We start from the raw sequence: 15833 nt of genomic DNA, 5'->3' as shown, positions 1-15833 counted from the left end.
CAACGCGGAGGCCGCCGGGAGTGATTCCGGCGGCCTCCGTCGTCTGTAGCGGGGACGGGATGCCCGCAGGTCAGAGGCTCGCACCGGCCTCGACGGGGGCCCAGACGAAGCCGTCGGGGTCGACGGCTGCTCCGAGCACGCCGTTGATGCTAAGCCGGTGCGAGCCGGAACCGGATGCCGCGACCCCCGCGTCCTTCGCGAGCGACGCGTGCCGGTAGAGTCCGAGCCCGATGGGGCTCGTCCCCGTCTCGAACTGCACGTAGCTGCGACCGAAGCTCTTCGCGACGCGGATGCCGCGCTCCGTGTAGAACGTCTTCGAGGCGAGGACGTCCGCGGCGCCGAGCAAGAGGATGATCTCGTCGACGGCGCGGCTCGGGGGAGCGGTGTCCTTCTTCGCCGACGTGGCGATCTTCCAGATCGCACCGTCCGGAGCCTGCACGGTGCCGCCGACGCCCCAGAGGGACTTCGATACGGGCTTGACGACCGTGGCCCCCGCAGCGACGGCGGCGTCGACGAGCGCGTGCACGTTCGCGGGCTGGGCGACCACGAGCGAGAGGGTGTAGCCGCGGAAGCCGGAGCTCTCGGCATCCGCTGCACGGAATCGCAGCCTGTCGCCGAGCCCGAAGGCCGCGTCGTAGAAGGCCTGAGCGGTGGTGACGTCGGAGACGTCGAGGGTGAGGGATTCGATTGCGCTGTTCATGCCCTCGACGCTACGGACGCGGCATTCCGCGTGCTTCTCGATTCCTGACCGGATCGGTGGAGGGGCGTGCGGCGACGATCACGGGGTGAGGACGTCGACCTCGGCCTGGGCGAGTGCCTCCGCCATGCCGGTCTCCGGGCGCGCGTCCGTGACGAGGTAGTCCGCACGATCGAGGGGCGCCACCTGGGCGAACAGCCGACGGCCCAGCTTCGAGGTGTCGGCGAGGATCGCCGTCCGCTCCGCCCGTTGGATCATCTCCGACATCATGGCGGCATCGCCCAGGTTCGATGTCGAGTAGCCCGCCTCGTCCACGGCGCCCACCGCGATGAGAGCCAGGTCGCACCGGATGTCGACCTCGGGGCCCCCGGGGGTCATGGTGAACGTCACCGGGCCGGTGGTCGCCTGGGTGATCGCTCTGACCGCCCCGCCGAAGACGTAGAGGTCGCGGAAGGCCGAGGGGGAGATCTCCGCGGGGATGCGGAGATTGTTCGTCGCGATGGTCAGGTCCTTGTGATTGCGGAGGGCTCGAGCCAGCGCGAGCGTCGTCGTGCCCGCGTTGATCATGACGACGGCGCCGTCGTCGATGAGGCCCGCGGCGACGCGCGCGATCTTCTCCTTCTCCTCCGTCTGCATCTGGAGCCGCACGTCGAGTGCGCGATCCTTCAGTTGCCCCTCGGCGGCGCTCACCGCGCCGCCGTGCGTACGGATCAGCACGCCCTCCCGGTCGAGCTGATCGAGATCCCGGCGGATGGTGTCGATCGAGACGTCGAAGTGCTCGGCGAGGTCGGCGACGGTGACCTGACCCGTCTGCTCGACGTACGCGGCGAGATCGGCCTTTCGACCTGCGGGGAGGCGGCGTCTGCGGCCGGTTCCGGATGCTTCCATGCAGTCTTCTTAGCACACGGTGCGCTTTTTCCCGCATGTTGCGGCAGAAAACAGCAAGAAGGGGATGCGCGCATGCGCCCTCGAGGCCGCGCGTCGGCAGGGCTGTACGCGAAATCGTGCAGAGAATCTCTTGACCTGGCCGCATATCTCGGCATAACATTGCTTAAAACCGCATGAACAAGCATTGAGGCGCGTGATGCGGCACGATCTCGAAGAGGAGAAGTGATGATGACAGTGGGACGAGGGCGGCGACGTGCTCTGACGCTCGCCAGTGCGGTGACCGCGACCCTGACCGTTCTCGCCGTAGCCGGCTGCTCCGCCGGCGACAGCGGATCGGGCGGCGATGCAGGCGGAGACGTCACGATCGAGTTCGCCCAGTGGTGGGAGCCCGAACTCCCCGACGGCGAGTTCCGTGCGCTGATCGACAAGTTCGAGGACGAGAACCCCGGCATCACCGTCAAGCTCGTCAGCGGCCCGTACGCCTCCACGAAGGAGCAGCTGTTCGCCGGTGCGGCATCCGGCACCATGCCGGACGTCGTCGGTCTCGACGGCGCCTGGGTCAACGACTTCGCGTCGCAGGGGGTCATCGCCGACCTCACGGCGCTCATGAAGGAGTACGACTACGACGACAGCGAGCTCGCCAGCCAGATCCAGGTCGACGGCAGCACCTACATGATCCCGGTGGTGAACTTCGTCTACCCGATGTTCACCAACGACACCCTGCTCGCCCAGGCGGGCGTCGACGCACCGCCGGCGACGCGCAGCGAGTTCGCCGACGCGGCCGCGAAGGTCTCGGCACTGGGCGGCGACGTCTCCGGCTGGGTGCTCCCGCTCTCGCTCGAGGCGCCGAACGGCGTGCAGAACGACGTCATGTCCTGGGTGTGGGCCTCCGGCGGATCGATGCTGAAGGACGGCAAGCCCGATCTCACCAACGACGACGTTACGTCGGCGGTCGAGTACATCGGCGGCCTCTGGGACGACGGGGTGATCGCATCGGGCTCCTTCACGATGAAGGAGCAGGACAAGGTCGAGGAGTTCACGAACGGCCGCGTCGGCATGATGATCGACTCGCTCGCGCACATCAACCTGATCAGGGAGACCAACCCCGATCTGAAGTTCTCGATCTCGGCGCTGCCCGCCGAGGACGGATACGACGGCGAGCGCGGCATCCCCTACGCCTCCTGGGGCATCGGCGTCGCAGAGAACTCCGAGCACAAGGAAGCGGCGTTCAAGCTGGTGTCGTTCCTGATGAGCGAGAAGACGAACTCCGAGCTGTCGACGATGGCCAAGGCGTTCCCCGGCAACTCGAAGTCCGTCCCGGACTTCGTGAACGACGACGAGCTCTTCAAGACGGCGTTCGACATCTACCAGGCGGGTTACCCGGCGAACGAGTTCACCGGACTCCCCGTGGCGGAGGAGCTCATGCGCCAGCTCGGAGAGCAGCTGCAGTCCGCCTTCGACGGGCAGCAGTCGATTCCGGACGCGCTCAAGAAGGCCCAGCAGGCCTGGGAAGCGGAGTTCTGACCCTCCCGCATCCCCTCTGAACGGGGTGCCGCATCGCACAGGATGCGATGCGGCACCCGACCAACCAAGGAGCACCGGTTCCCATGAGCCTGAGAACAACCGACGACACCGAGGTGATCGTCACCGGAGCCCCGCTGTCGCGTCGACGTCGGCAGCTGCGCAAGACCTCCGAGTCCTACGTCTTCCTCTCGCCGACGATCATCCTGCTCTTCGTGCTGATGATCGTGCCGATCGTCATGGTGATCGGGTACTCCTTCCAGGACAACGTCATCCTGAACAAGTCGCCGGAGTTCGTCGGCCTCGAGAACTACACGGGGATCCTCTCCGACCCCCGGTTCTGGAAGGCGACGGGCAACACCGTCCTGTTCACGGTGGCGAGCGTCGTCGCCCACCTCGTGCTCGGCCTCGCCTTCGCGATGATGCTGAACAGCCCGCTGCTGGGCCGGGTGTCGCGGGCGGTCTTCCGGGCCCTCTACATCCTCCCGTGGCTCTTCACGGTCGCCGTCATCGCGGTGCTGTGGCGCATGCTCCTCGCCCCGAACGGCGTGATCAACTTCCTGCTCAACACCGACATCGAGTGGTTGGCCTCCCCGCAGCTCGCCCTCGGCACCATCATCTTCATCAACATCTGGGCGGGGTACCCGTTCTTCATGGTGAGCCTGCTCGCGGGTCTCCAGGGCATCCCGACCGAGCTGAACGAGGCGGCCACGGTCGACGGGGCCGGCGCCGTGCAGCGCTTCTGGAACGTCACGATCCCGCAGCTGCGGCCGATCATCGTCAGCCTCGTGCTGCTCGACCTCATCTGGACGTCGCAGCAGTTCGCCCTCATCTGGATGACGACCGGCGGCGGTCCGATCGACGTCACCGAGGTGCTGAGCACCTTCACCTACAAGCTCGCCTTCGCGAAGTACGACTTCTCGAGTGCGGCGACCTCCGCCGTGCTGGTCCTGCTGATGTCGATGGTGCTCGCCGTGTTCTACGTCCGTCATCAGAAAGCGAGGGACTGATCATGGCTCTCACCGCCACCCGCCGACGCACGGTCGCGAAGATCGCGGTCACTCTCGGTCTGCTGCTGGGCGCGGTCTTCGCCGCCGGCCCCGTGCTGTGGATGCTGTCGAGCTCGTTCAAGTCGAACACGCAGATCTTCGAGCTGCCGCCCCGGCTGATCACGGACACGTTCTCGTTCGACGCGTACATCGCGATCTTCACGAACCCCGAGACGATGAGGTTCTTCCTCAACAGCTACATCGTCGCGGGCGCCGTCACGATCCTGACCCTCGTCGTCGCCATCCAGGCCGCCTACGCGTTCAGCCGATTCGACTTCCGGGGCAAGCGCATCCTGAACGTGGTGATCGTCAGCGTCCAGGCCGTTCCGCCGATCACGCTGCTGATCCCGTACTTCGGGCTCATGGTCGCCCTCGGCCTCTACAACTCCTACCCGGGGCTCATCCTCACGTACATGGTGTTCACCCTGCCCTACGCGATCATCATGATGACCGGCTACTTCAACACCCTTCCCCGCGAGCTCGACGAGGCGGTCAGGGTCGACGGAGCCGGTTCGATGACGGCCCTGTGGCGGGTGCTCGTCCCCATCTCCGTGCCCGGGATCGTCTCCATCGGGATCTACACGTTCATGATCGCGTGGAACGAGTACCTCTTCGCCCTGACGCTGACCAAGTCGATCGACATGCGCACCGTCCCCATCGGCATCCAGCTCCTCATGGGACAGCACTCGTACGAGTGGAACCAGATCATGGCGATGAGCGTGCTCGGCTCGATCCCCGTCCTCATCCTCTTCCTCTTCTTCCAGCGGTACTTCATCAGCGGGCTCACGGCCGGGTCCGTGAAGAGCTGACTTTTCCGCCGCTGCCACCCGCCACCACGAAACAGGAGAATCAAGTGCTCTACACCGGCAAGTCCATCCTCGACGTCGCGAACGCCAACAACTTCGCCATCCCCGCCTTCAACATCAGCGATTGGGCGATGTTCACCGGCATCATGGACGTCAGCGAGGAGAAGGAGGCCCCCGTCATCATCGCGATCCACCCCGACGAGGTCTCCCACATCACGACCGACCTCATCGCGGCCATGCACGCGCGGGCGCACCGCTCCAGCGTGCCGGTCGCGATCCACTGGGACCACGGCGGCACCTACGAGCAGATCATCACCGCCATCCGCTCCGGCTTCACCTCGGTCATGATCGACGCGTCGCTGCAGCCTTTCGATGAGAACGTGGCACTCACCCGCAAGGTCGTCGAGGCGGCGCACGCCGTGGGCATCCAGGTGGAGGGCGAGCTCGGCACGATCGGCGCCAACGACAGCTACGGCGAGTCGGGTGCCGCGGAGATCATCTACACCAACCCCGCGGATGCCGTGAGGTTCGTGGAGGAGACCGGCGTCGACAGCCTCGCGATCGCGATCGGGACGTCGCACGGTCTCTACCCCGCCGCCAAGAACCCGGAGCTGCGCCACGACCTGCTGGAGGAGATCAAGGCCGCCGTCGGCATCCCTCTCGTGCTGCACGGCGGGTCCTCGAACCCCGACGCTGAGCTGCGCCGTGCCGTCGAGCTGGGGGTCAACAAGATCAACATCTCCAGCGACATCAAGGTGTCGTACCACAACCGCATGCGCGAGATCCTGGGGACGGACGAGCGCCTTCGGGAGCCGAACGCGATCCAGCCCGAGCCGATCGCGGCGATGAAGGTCACCGCGGCGGAGAAGATCGAGCTGTTCGGGGCCGACGGCAAGGCTCCGCTGTACTGAGCGGCAGGACGGGCGCGACAGGAGGATGATCGGCGACGTGGGCAGGCGAAGACTCGTACTGGGACTCGGCGGGACCGTCGACTACGAGCTGCGGTGGGATTCCGCCGTGCTCGGAAGGCTGGCGCGGGCTCACGGGATCCGCAGGCACGAGGTGACCTCCACCTCGCCGATCGTCGACGAGAGGTCGCTGATCGTGTCGATCCTCGCGTTCGTCGCATCGGGGACAGGAGCGGAGCGGTTCGTGTCCGACTCGGCGGTGATCGAGTGCTTCAGCGCGCACTTCGCGTACGACGTGACCCTCGGCGGCACCGGAGTGCGCGCAGGGCTCGCGCTCGCCGGACTCGGCATCCCGAGCACTCAGCACCTGGTCAGCATCGACGACACGGTGCGCAGGCTCCTGCCGGAAGCGGTCTCGTACGTGTGCTCGGCCGACGCCGACACCCTCGACCCGCACCTCATCGTGCAGTACCCGGCCGGAGCTCAGGTGCAGCTCGTCGATGCCGATATCGTCTCGCCCGCGTCGAACCGTCTCATCTTCGCGAACGATCCTCCCAATCGTGAGATGGCCATCGCCCCGGCGCTCTCCGCGGAGCTGACGGATGCCGGCGGATTCCTGGTCTCGGGGTTCAACACCATGCAGGACCACTCGCTCCTCGAGCGGCGCCTCGGCGAGCTGCAGGACGCGATGCGGACGCTGCCCGCCGACGCGCTGCTGTACTACGAGGACGCGGGGTTCTACACGCGCGAGTTCTCGGAGACCGTCCGTGCGCGGCTGCTGCCGCGGATCGACGTCTACGGAATGAACGAGGACGAGCTCCAGGAGTACGTCGGACGCTCCGTGCGGCTGCTCGATGCGGACGAGGTCGCCGATGCGCTGCGCGAGGTGCATGCGCTGATCCCGGTCCCGGCTCTCGTCGTGCACACACGTTACTGGGCCGTCGCCGTGGGCCCGCAGGCCGCGCGCCACAGGAAGGCTCTCGACAGCGCCGTCAGCGTCGCCGCGACCCGCTACCGGCTCGGAGACGGCATCACGGCCGACGACGTGGCGGCGACGACGGGGCTCCCGCGTCATGAGGGCGGCGGCGAGCTGATCAGGGCGGTCGAGGGCTCTCTGCCCGAGGCGGCGGGCGTCGCGGCGTTCCACCTCGACGTGCTCGCTCCGACCACGGTCGGGCTGGGGGACACGTTCGTCGGCGGCTTCCTGGCTGGCCACGTCGAACCCGTGCGGGCGACGGGGCGGCGATCCTGATGCCGATCGCCCTGCCCTCGAACCGCCCTCGTGAACGCTTCTACCGTGGCGGGGCGCGGATCACGCGGTTCCGCGGTGAGGCCCCCGCGGCCGCACGCGAGCCGGAGGACTGGATCGCGTCGACCATCACGATCCGTGGCGAGAGCGACCTCGGCCTGACGGTCCTGCCCGACGGGCGGATGCTGCGGGATGCGATCGCCGACGACCCCGTCGCCTGGCTCGGTGCGGCGCACGTAGAGAGGTGGGGTGCGGATGCCCGCCTGCTGGTCAAGCTCCTCGACGCCGGTCAGCGCCTGCCCGTGCACGCGCATCCGCACGATGACTTCGCGGCGGCTCATCTCGGCCGGCCTCACGGCAAGGCGGAGGCCTGGTACATCCTCGAGGGCGGCGTCGTCCACGTCGGACTGCGTCAGGACGCCGGGGCTGCGGTGCTCGCGGATCTCGTGTCCCGGCAGGATTCCGAGGGACTCCTCTCGCTGCTGCACGAGATCGAGGTCGCATCGGGGGACGTGGTCTGGGTGCCGCCGGGGGAGCTGCACGCGATCGGTGCAGGCGTCCTGCTGTTGGAGCTCCAGCAGCCAGAGGATCTCTCGATCCTCCTGGAGTGGCGCGGGTTCGAGCTGGACGCGACGGATGTGTGGCATCTCGGCCTCGGCTCCGATCTGGCACTGAGCGCGGTGTCCACCGTCAGACGCTCGGAGCCCGAGATCGCGTCGCTCGTGCATCGGGCCCCGCGCACCGGTTCGGTGTTCCCGGCGGAGGCCGACCGGTACTTCCGGCTCGAGCGGGTCGAAGTCGACGGCGCGACCGGTATCGCCGCGGGCTTCTCCGTCGTCGTGGCGACGGATGGGCGGATGGAGGTGGGCGGCGAGGCCGTTCACCGGGGGAGCGTTCTGCTCGTCGCCGCCGATGAGGGAGAGGTCGTCGTCGATGGGCGCGGCGAGCTGCTGATCGCCCGACCGCCGGCGCCGTAGGTGTGTGATCCGAGCTGAGCGGCGAGCTCGCGAAACGCAGGTGATCGCAGATTCATCATTGTGTTTGTGTTGTTCTCTGTTGTATCGTGTGGGAATCTTCCCTCAACAACGGAGTCGGCAATGTATGCACTGGAGCGTCAGCAGCTGATCGAGCGCATTCTGCTCGACGAGGGCCGTGTCGCCGTCGTCGAGCTCGCGCAGCGCTTCGATGTCACGACCGAGACGATCCGTCGCGATCTGGGAGCACTCGAAGACGCCGGCGCCCTCGTCCGCGTGCACGGGGGAGCCGTCGCACGGGATGCCGACAGCATCGACGAGCCGACGGTGCTCGAGAGGACGCACCGGCATGGAGCGGCCAAGCAGGCCATCGCCGCCCGCGCCCTCTCCGCCCTGGGGAGCGGCTTCCGCGGTTCCGTCTTCATCGACGCCGGCACCACGACCGCGACCGTCGCCGACGCCCTGTCGGCGCGCAGCGCTCTCGCATCAGCCGGAGATGAGCGCATCGAGGTGGTGACGCACTCTCTCACGATCGCGCCCGTCCTCGCGGCGGCGGAGGGGATGTCCCTCACCGTCATCGGCGGTCGCATCCGGGGGATCACCGCGGCGGCCGTCGGCGCCGAGACCGTCGGAGCGATCGGCCGTCTCCGCCCTGACGTCGCCTTCGTCGGTGCGAACGGCATCTCCGCGGGATTCGGGCTGAGCACGCCCGACCCCGATGAGGCCTCCGTCAAGGCGGCCATCGTCCGCTCGGCGCGGAAGGTCGTCGTCGTCGCGGACTCGAGCAAGCACGACAGGGAGCTGCTCGTCACGTTCGCCGCGCTGAGCGACATCGACATCCTCGTGACGGATGCCGCGCCGTCGCCCGAGCTCGCGGAGGCGCTGGCCGAGGCCGGGGTCGAGGTCTGGGTCGCATGATCGTCACGCTCACCGTCAACCCGGCGCTGGATCGCACGATCACCCTCCGCGACGCACTGCGCCCCGGAGAGGTGCAGACCGCTGCGTCCGCCCGGGAAGACGCCGGCGGCAAGGGGATCAACGTCTCCCGGGTCGTCTCGGCGGCAGGCGTCAGGACGCGCGCGGTGCTTCCGCTGGCTGCCGACGATCCCTTCCGCGCCACGCTCAACGCCGCGGGCCTCGCGGTGCGCCCCGTCCCCGTCGAACGCCTCGCCCGCACGAATCTGGCGATCACCGATCCCGCCGGTGTCACGACGAAGCTGAACCTCCCCGGCGCCCCTCTCACCGTGGCCGACGCCGACGCGATGCTCTCCGCCGTGGTCGAGACCAGCGCCGATGCGGACTGGCTGGTGCTGGCGGGGTCGCTCCCTGACACGCTCGACGACATGTTCTATGCGGACGTCGTCCGTGCGGTGCGGGATCGATGGGGAACGCGCGCTCCGAAGGTCGCCGTCGACGCCTCCGGTGCCGCTCTGCGCAACGTCGTGGAGCATGCCGCCGTCGACCTCATCAAACCCAACGACGAGGAGCTCGCCGATCTCGTCGGGGGGCCGATCGATCAGAACGACCACGACGGCGCGGTCGCCGCGGTGGCGCGGGGGATCGTCCCCGGTCGCGTCGCGGCGGCGCTCGTCACGCTCGGCGGGGCCGGCGCCGTCCTGGTGACGGCAGACGGCGCCTGGTGCGCCGCGGCTCCGCGCATCCGCGTCGTGAGCACGGTCGGCGCGGGAGACAGCTCCCTCGCCGGCTACCTTCTCGCGGACCTGGCCGGCGAGCAGCCGGCCGATCGTCTGCGCTCCGCGATCCGCTACGGGGCGGCGGCGGCATCCCTTCCGGGCACCCAGGTGCCGTCGTCCGCCGATCTCGGCGACGACGACATCATCGTCCGCTCTCTGTAACTCTGACGACCACTGGAGGTCATCATGTCCGACACCATCACCGCCGAGCTGGTCAGCATCGATGCGGCCCTCGGCGCCGACAAGTCCGCCGTCATCCGCGCTCTCGCCGAGCGCGTCGCCGCACAGGGCCGCGCGAACAGCGCGCAGGGGCTCTTCGACGACGCCTGGGCGAGGGAGGAGAAGGACGAGACGGGTCTGCCCGGCGGCATCGCCATCCCGCACGCGAAGAGCGCGTCGGTGACGATCCCGACCCTCGCCTTCGCCCGTCTCGCGCCGGGGGTCGACTTCGGCGCCCCTGACGGGCCGGCCGATCTCGTCTTCCTTATCGCCGCGCCGGACACGGCCGCCGAGGCGCATCTCGCGATGCTGTCGAAGCTCGCACGGAGCCTCATGCAGGAGGAGTTCACCGGCGCCCTGCGCGCGGCTCGCTCCGCCGAGGAGGTCGTGACGATCGTGGCTGCGGCGATCAGCTATGAGCCGCAGCCGGAGGCATCCGCCGCCGTCGCACCGTCCGAATCTGCGGGAGCGCTCGCCGCAGACGGTGCACCGCGTCGCGCCCGCATCGTCGCGGTGACGGCGTGCGCGACGGGCATCGCCCACACCTTCATGGCCGCCGACGCCCTCACTGCGGCGGGGCGAGTGGAAGGCGTCGACCTCGTGGTGGAGCCGCAGGGATCGAGCGGGTACAAGGCCCTGCCGCAGAGCGTGATCGACGATGCGGATGCCGTCATCTTCGCGGTCGACGTCGACGTGCGCGCCCAGGAGCGGTTCGCCGGCAAGCCCGTGGTGCGCTCCGGGGTGAAGAGGGGCATCGAGGAGCCGGCGCGCCTGATCGCCGAGGCGATCGCCGCGTCGAAGGATCCGTCGGCCGCCCGGGTGTCGGGCGCCGCGTCGTCGTCGTCCGCTGCAGCGCCCGCGCAGGCGCAGTCCATGGGGTCGCGGATCAGGCGCATCCTGCTCACCGGCGTCAGCTACATGATCCCGTTCGTCGCCGCGGGCGGACTGCTGATCGCACTGAGCTTCCTGCCGTTCCTCGGCGGGTTCAACGTCAACAAGGACGATCAGGCGTTCGACATCGTGCTCGGCAACGCGCTGTGGGCGCTGCCCGACGGCGGCCTCGGCCAGTACATCGGATCGGTCCTCTTCGTCATCGGCGCCACGTCGATGGGCTTCCTCGTCTCGGCGCTCGCCGGGTACATCGCCTTCGCGATCGCCGACCGGCCGGGCATCGCCCCCGGTTTCGTCGCCGGCGCCATCGCGGTGCTCATGAACGCCGGCTTCATCGGCGGCATCGTCGGCGGTCTGCTCGCCGGGTTCATCGCCTGGGCGATCGGACGCATCGACGCGCCGCGATGGCTGCGCGGCCTCATGCCGGTCGTGATCATCCCGCTGCTCGCCTCGATCGTCGCGTCCGGCCTGATGCTGCTGTTCCTCGGTCGACCGATCGCGGGGCTCATGCAGATCCTGAACGAGTGGCTGACGGGGCTCGCCGGCACCTCGGGCATCGTGCTCGTCGGTGTGATCCTCGGCCTCATGATGTGCTTCGACCTCGGCGGACCGGTGAACAAGGTCGCCTACGCGTTCGCGACGGCCGGTCTCGCCTCCGCATCCTCGGACAACCCCGCGCCGTACCTGATCATGGCCGCCGTCATGTGCTCGGGCATGGTCCCGCCGCTGGCGATGGCCCTCGCCTCCACGGTGCTGGCCCGTCGCCGGTTCACAACGGTCGAGCGCGAGAACGGGGTCGCCGCATGGCTGCTGGGCGCCTCCTTCATCAGCGAGGGCGCGATCCCGTTCGCCGCCGCCGATCCGCTGCGTGTGATCCCCGCGTCCATGCTCGGCGGCGCCGTCACCGGTGCGCTCAGCATGGTGTTCAGCGTGCAGTCGCTGGCCCCGCACGGCGGCATCTTCGTGTTCTTCGCGATCAATCCGATCTGGGGCTTCCTCCTCGCTCTCGCCGCGGGCACGATCGTGAGCGCGCTCGCCATCGTCGCCCTGAAGAGGTTCGTCGGAGCGGGAGACCCCGTCGCCGTCGCCGCCTGATCACGCACCCGACACCGCATCGAAGGAGAACAGAAATGACCGAACGCCAGGCCACCATCGCCAGCAGCTCAGGGCTGCACGCCCGCCCCGCGAAGCTCTTCGTGTCGGCGGTGCAGGAGAAGGGCATCCCGATCACCATCTCCCTCGCGGGCGGGGCCGAGCTCAACGCCGGCAGCATCCTCGCGCTGATGGGGCTCGGAGCCTCGAAGGGCGCCGTCGTGACCCTGCGATCCGACGCCGAGGGCGCGGAGCAGGCGCTCGACGAGCTCGTCGCCCTGCTCGAGACGGATCTCGACGCGGAGTGATCGTGCCGACGGCCGCCGGGAAGCCCCGGCGGCCGTCGTCGCGCCTCGCGGTCCGCAGCGCGGAGCGCCCGGGCACCGGAACGGATGCGATCCCGGCCCGGCTAGACTGGACTCCATGCCAGAACCGAAAGTCGCCAGTTTTCCGGCGATCCGCGGTGCGCTGAAGTTCTATCAGATCGCGTCGATCATCACCGGAGTCATGCTGCTCCTGCTGGTCACGGAGATGGTGCTCAAGTACACGCCGATCCACCTCGAGCTCTTCGCGGGCGGAAGGGGCGGCTTCCTCTGGTTCGCGCCGGTGGTCGAGGGGCCGGACGGCCTCGAGTCGACGGGCGACGGTCTCAACCTCTCCCTCGGCATCCTCGTCGCCCACGGCTGGTTCTACGTCGTCTACCTCTTCGCGTGCTTCCGCATGTGGAGCCTGATGCGCTGGCCGTTCCTGCGCTTCATCACCCTGGCGCTCGGCGGCGTCATCCCGCTGCTGTCGTTCTTCATGGAGGGCATCGTCGCCCGCGAGGTGAAGACGTACCTCTCCACCAGGGAGGCCGCGACCGCGCAGCCGGAGCCCGATGCGCTCCCCGCAGACCCCGATTCCCGCCCCTCCCCGGAAGGTGTCCGTTGACCGAACAATCCGAGACCCAGCAGCGTCCAGCGCTCGTGGTCGACTTCGGCGCGCAGTACGCGCAGCTGATCGCCCGTCGAGTCCGCGAGGCCGGCGTCTACAGCGAGATCGTGCCGCACACGGCCACCGCTGAGGAGATCGCCGCCAAGAACCCGGTCGCGATCATCCTCTCCGGCGGTCCGTCGTCGGTGTACGAGGAGGGCGCCCCGCGCCTCGACCCTGCGGTCTTCGACCTCGGGGTGCCGACCCTCGGCATCTGCTACGGCTTCCAGTACATGGCGCAGACCCTCGGCGGCGAGGTCGCGAACACCGGCCTGCGCGAGTACGGCGCGACGGATGCCGTCATCTCCGGCGACGGCGGCACGCTGCTCGGCGGCCAGCCTGCGGAGCAGAACGTGTGGATGAGCCACGGCGACCAGGTCGCCACGGCCCCCGAGGGCTTCGAGGTCCTCGCCACCACGTCCGCCACCAAGGTCGCGGCCTTCGCGAACGAGGAGCGTCGCTTCTACGGCGTGCAGTGGCACCCCGAGGTCAAGCACTCCGACCACGGTCAGCGCGTGCTGGAGAACTTCCTGCACAAGGGCGCGGGTCTCGCGTCCGACTGGAACAGCGGCAACGTGATCGCCGAGCAGATCGAGCGCATCCGCGAGCAGGTCGGCGACGCCCGCGTCATCTCCGCCCTCTCCGGCGGCGTCGACTCCGCCGTCTCCACGGCCCTCGTGCACAAGGCCATCGGCGACCAGCTCACCGCGGTGTTCGTCGACCACGGCCTCCTCCGCAAGGGCGAGCGCGAGCAGGTCGAGAAGGACTACGTCGAGTCCACCGGCGTCCGTCTCATCACGGTCGACGCGGCCGACACGTTCCTCGGCCACCTCGAGGGTGTGACCGACCCGGAGGAGAAGCGCAAGATCATCGGGCGCGAGTTCATCCGCGCGTTCGAGAAGGTGCAGCTCGACCTCGTCGCCGAGGCCAAGGCCGCGGGCGGCGCTCCGGTCAAGTTCCTCGTGCAGGGCACGCTGTACCCCGATGTCGTCGAGTCCGGCGGCGGCGCGGGCACCGCGAACATCAAGTCGCACCACAACGTGGGCGGGCTCCCTGACGACCTCGACTTCGAGCTGATCGAACCCCTGCGGGCGCTGTTCAAGGACGAGGTCCGCGCCATCGGCCGCGAGCTCGGCATCCCCGAGGCGATCGTCGGCCGCCAGCCGTTCCCCGGCCCGGGCCTCGGCATCCGCATCATCGGCGAGGTGACGAAGGACCGCCTGGAGATCCTGCGTGAGGCCGATGCCATCGCGCGCGAGGAGCTCACCAAGGCCGGCCTCGACCAGGAGATCTGGCAGTGCCCTGTGGTGCTGCTCGCCGACGTCCGCTCCGTGGGCGTGCAGGGCGACGGCCGCACCTACGGCCACCCGATCGTGCTGCGTCCCGTGTCGAGCGAAGACGCGATGACCGCCGACTGGACGCGCCTGCCGTACGACGTGCTGGCGAAGATCTCGAACCGCATCACCAACGGGGTGCGCGACGTCAACCGCGTCGTCCTCGACGTGACCTCCAAGCCGCCGGGGACCATCGAGTGGGAGTGACGCCGTCGCTCCCACTCGCCTGACGCCGAAAGGGCACGGACCATCGCGGTCCGTGCCCTTTCGCGTCCCCGGGCGCTGCGGGCGGCGCGGCTCAACCCAGGTGCTTCATCGCCTCGCGCCGTGACAGCCCGCTGAGCTCGCCCTCGTGCGCGGCGACGAACGTGCGCACCCACTCCCGGTCGGTCTTCGCGTACTCGCGCAGGGCCCAGCCGATCGCCTTGCGGATGAAGAACTCCGTGTCGGCGATGTTCGGCTGGATCGCGCTCACCAGCAGCGCGACGTCGGTGTCGCCCCGCCGTCCGAGCTGGGAGATGATGCTGGCACGTCGCACCCAGAAGTCCTCGTCGCGCGCCCAGGCGACGAGCACGGGCGTGAGCTCTTCGGGGTGGGCGTCCAGCGTCTCCGCCAGCCGGTGCGAGACCTCGTCCACGTGGTCCCACCAGGCGCCGGTGCGGATCATCTCCTCGTGCACGTCGAGCATGTCCAGCCGACCGCGCAGCGGACGCAGCCCCATGATCTCGGTCGCGGCGTAGCGCTCCTCGCGGTGCGTCGCCCCGCGCCACAGCCCCAGCGCGGCGGCACGGAGCTCCGCAGCATCCTTCCGTCCGCGGGCGGCCTGTCGCGCGATCCTTCGCGCCTGCGGCACCTTCACGCCGAGGAACGGCATGGACGACTTCATGTACGCCTGCTGACCGGGCGCGATCGCGGGATCCGCGCTCTCGCGGAGGGCCTGGCGGATGCTGTCGACGAGGTCTGCGGCGGTCACGGAGCGAGTCTAGAGCGGACCTGCGACGGATCTCGGAAACTTTTTCGCGAGGATGTCGATCCGATGCGTTCCCGTTCGACGTCTTCAATGAGAGGGTCGAGAGACGGCCCCACGATCAAGGAGAACATCATGAAGTACATGCTCATCATGCGCGCGACCGACGAGGCACTCGAGGCGTCGAAGGAGATCCCGTTCGAGGAGATGATCGAGTCGATGGGGCGCTACAACGAGTCGCTCATCAAGGCCGGCGTCATGGCGGGCGGTGATGGTCTGACGGACGCCGCTGAAGGCGTCGTCATCGACTTCTCCAGCGAGCCGCCCCTCGTCACCGACGGCCCCTACGGCGAGACGAAGGAGCTGTTCAACGGCTTCTGGATCCTCGAGGTCTCGTCCAAGGAGGAGGCCGTGGAGTGGGCGAAGCGCTGCCCGCTCGGCCCCGGCTCGAAGCTGGAGATCCGTCGCATCCACGGTGTCGAGGACTTCCCCCAGGACAACGAGTGGGTGCAGAAGGAGAAGCAGTGGATCGAGGACGCCGCCGCCAAGGCCGCCGAGGCCTGAACGGGCGG

At 68.7% G+C, this 15833-nt stretch carries 16 protein-coding genes; 13 read left to right on the top strand and 3 right to left on the bottom strand.

The window, feature by feature from the left end:
• Nucleotides 1-70: 70 nt before the first annotated feature.
• Both MRBLWH10_RS11785 and MRBLWH10_RS11780 read right to left on the bottom strand, forming a co-directional pair.
• Nucleotides 71-700 carry a glyoxalase gene (locus tag MRBLWH10_RS11785; RefSeq protein WP_341940011.1) on the bottom strand — a complete coding sequence of 210 codons (630 nt, stop codon included), beginning with the start codon at nucleotides 698-700 and terminating at the stop codon, nucleotides 71-73.
• Nucleotides 701-778: 78 nt separating this feature from the next.
• Entirely contained in the window at nucleotides 779-1585 is an 807-nt protein-coding gene (locus tag MRBLWH10_RS11780; protein WP_341940010.1) for a DeoR/GlpR family DNA-binding transcription regulator, read from the bottom strand.
• Between the two features lie 225 nt (nucleotides 1586-1810).
• Here MRBLWH10_RS11780 and MRBLWH10_RS11775 point away from each other — a divergent pair, with 225 nt between their 5' ends.
• From MRBLWH10_RS11775 to guaA, 12 genes are all read left to right on the top strand, one after another.
• Nucleotides 1811-3109: a sugar ABC transporter substrate-binding protein gene (locus MRBLWH10_RS11775; RefSeq protein WP_105672724.1), complete on the top strand. Its 1299-nt coding sequence runs from the start codon at nucleotides 1811-1813 to the stop codon at nucleotides 3107-3109.
• Between the two features lie 83 nt (nucleotides 3110-3192).
• Nucleotides 3193-4116, top strand: coding sequence for a sugar ABC transporter permease (locus MRBLWH10_RS11770; RefSeq protein ID WP_105672725.1), 924 nt, complete (start codon nucleotides 3193-3195; stop codon nucleotides 4114-4116).
• A 2-nt stretch (nucleotides 4117-4118) separates the two neighbouring features.
• Complete coding sequence (locus MRBLWH10_RS11765; RefSeq protein WP_105672726.1) at nucleotides 4119-4964, top strand: carbohydrate ABC transporter permease; 846 nt, start codon at nucleotides 4119-4121, stop codon at nucleotides 4962-4964.
• Between the two features lie 44 nt (nucleotides 4965-5008).
• Nucleotides 5009-5872, top strand: coding sequence for a ketose-bisphosphate aldolase (locus MRBLWH10_RS11760; protein ID WP_341940009.1), 864 nt, complete (start codon nucleotides 5009-5011; stop codon nucleotides 5870-5872).
• A gap of 37 nt (nucleotides 5873-5909) precedes the next feature.
• Nucleotides 5910-7121, top strand: coding sequence for an ADP-dependent glucokinase/phosphofructokinase (locus MRBLWH10_RS11755; protein WP_341940008.1), 1212 nt, complete (start codon nucleotides 5910-5912; stop codon nucleotides 7119-7121).
• Entirely contained in the window at nucleotides 7121-8095 is a 975-nt protein-coding gene (locus MRBLWH10_RS11750; RefSeq protein WP_341940007.1) for a class I mannose-6-phosphate isomerase, read from the top strand. Before MRBLWH10_RS11755 ends, MRBLWH10_RS11750 begins: the two co-directional genes overlap by 1 nt.
• A gap of 120 nt (nucleotides 8096-8215) precedes the next feature.
• Nucleotides 8216-9010, top strand: a complete 795-nt coding sequence (locus MRBLWH10_RS11745; RefSeq protein WP_341940006.1) for a DeoR/GlpR family DNA-binding transcription regulator — start codon at nucleotides 8216-8218, stop codon at nucleotides 9008-9010.
• The gene (locus MRBLWH10_RS11740) at nucleotides 9007-9948 is read left to right on the top strand and encodes a 1-phosphofructokinase (RefSeq protein ID WP_341940005.1); all 942 of its coding nucleotides are present in this window, start codon (nucleotides 9007-9009) and stop codon (nucleotides 9946-9948) included. Before MRBLWH10_RS11745 ends, MRBLWH10_RS11740 begins: the two co-directional genes overlap by 4 nt.
• Nucleotides 9949-9972: 24 nt before the next feature.
• The gene (locus MRBLWH10_RS11735; RefSeq protein ID WP_341940004.1) at nucleotides 9973-11991 is read left to right on the top strand and encodes a fructose-specific PTS transporter subunit EIIC; all 2019 of its coding nucleotides are present in this window, start codon (nucleotides 9973-9975) and stop codon (nucleotides 11989-11991) included.
• A gap of 35 nt (nucleotides 11992-12026) precedes the next feature.
• Nucleotides 12027-12296 (top strand): HPr family phosphocarrier protein, encoded by a 270-nt coding sequence (locus MRBLWH10_RS11730; RefSeq protein WP_105672733.1) that lies wholly within the window; start codon nucleotides 12027-12029, stop codon nucleotides 12294-12296.
• A gap of 115 nt (nucleotides 12297-12411) precedes the next feature.
• The gene (locus tag MRBLWH10_RS11725; protein ID WP_223586938.1) at nucleotides 12412-12918 is read left to right on the top strand and encodes a DUF3817 domain-containing protein; all 507 of its coding nucleotides are present in this window, start codon (nucleotides 12412-12414) and stop codon (nucleotides 12916-12918) included.
• On the top strand, nucleotides 12915-14501 hold the full coding sequence (guaA, locus tag MRBLWH10_RS11720; RefSeq protein WP_105672735.1) for a glutamine-hydrolyzing GMP synthase: 1587 nt from the start codon (nucleotides 12915-12917) through the stop codon (nucleotides 14499-14501). The genes MRBLWH10_RS11725 and guaA overlap by 4 nt, the downstream gene beginning before the upstream one ends.
• Nucleotides 14502-14592: 91 nt before the next feature.
• On the opposite strand, the gene MRBLWH10_RS11715 is transcribed toward guaA, so the two are convergent.
• Nucleotides 14593-15267: a DNA alkylation repair protein gene (locus tag MRBLWH10_RS11715; protein ID WP_341940003.1), complete on the bottom strand. Its 675-nt coding sequence runs from the start codon at nucleotides 15265-15267 to the stop codon at nucleotides 14593-14595.
• A gap of 129 nt (nucleotides 15268-15396) precedes the next feature.
• Between MRBLWH10_RS11715 and MRBLWH10_RS11710 the strand changes: the two genes are divergently transcribed.
• Nucleotides 15397-15825 (top strand): YciI family protein, encoded by a 429-nt coding sequence (locus MRBLWH10_RS11710; RefSeq protein ID WP_341940002.1) that lies wholly within the window; start codon nucleotides 15397-15399, stop codon nucleotides 15823-15825.
• Nucleotides 15826-15833 lie beyond the last annotated feature (8 nt).

Origin of the sequence: Microbacterium sp. LWH10-1.2 (assembly GCF_038397765.1) — a bacterium.
In the GTDB taxonomy this organism is placed as follows: Bacteria; Actinomycetota; Actinomycetes; order Actinomycetales; family Microbacteriaceae; genus Microbacterium; species Microbacterium natoriense.
This window is presented reverse-complemented; position numbering and strand designations above follow the sequence as displayed.

Excerpts from the sequence above, each read along its gene's own strand:
- MRBLWH10_RS11745 (WP_341940006.1), top strand. The coding sequence starts at position 8,216 with ATGTATGCACTGGAGCGTCAGCAGCTGATCGAGCGCATTCTGCTCGAC.
- MRBLWH10_RS11710 (WP_341940002.1), top strand. The coding sequence starts at position 15,397 with ATGAAGTACATGCTCATCATGCGCGCGACCGACGAGGCACTCGAGGCG.
- MRBLWH10_RS11740 (WP_341940005.1), top strand. The coding sequence starts at position 9,007 with ATGATCGTCACGCTCACCGTCAACCCGGCGCTGGATCGCACGATCACC.
- MRBLWH10_RS11765 (WP_105672726.1), top strand. The coding sequence starts at position 4,119 with ATGGCTCTCACCGCCACCCGCCGACGCACGGTCGCGAAGATCGCGGTC.
- MRBLWH10_RS11735 (WP_341940004.1), top strand. The coding sequence starts at position 9,973 with ATGTCCGACACCATCACCGCCGAGCTGGTCAGCATCGATGCGGCCCTC.
- MRBLWH10_RS11775 (WP_105672724.1), top strand. The coding sequence starts at position 1,811 with ATGATGACAGTGGGACGAGGGCGGCGACGTGCTCTGACGCTCGCCAGT.
- MRBLWH10_RS11780 (WP_341940010.1), bottom strand. The coding sequence starts at position 1,585 with ATGGAAGCATCCGGAACCGGCCGCAGACGCCGCCTCCCCGCAGGTCGA.
- MRBLWH10_RS11785 (WP_341940011.1), bottom strand. The coding sequence starts at position 700 with ATGAACAGCGCAATCGAATCCCTCACCCTCGACGTCTCCGACGTCACC.
- MRBLWH10_RS11770 (WP_105672725.1), top strand. The coding sequence starts at position 3,193 with ATGAGCCTGAGAACAACCGACGACACCGAGGTGATCGTCACCGGAGCC.
- MRBLWH10_RS11750 (WP_341940007.1), top strand. The coding sequence starts at position 7,121 with ATGCCGATCGCCCTGCCCTCGAACCGCCCTCGTGAACGCTTCTACCGT.
- MRBLWH10_RS11725 (WP_223586938.1), top strand. The coding sequence starts at position 12,412 with ATGCCAGAACCGAAAGTCGCCAGTTTTCCGGCGATCCGCGGTGCGCTG.
- MRBLWH10_RS11730 (WP_105672733.1), top strand. The coding sequence starts at position 12,027 with ATGACCGAACGCCAGGCCACCATCGCCAGCAGCTCAGGGCTGCACGCC.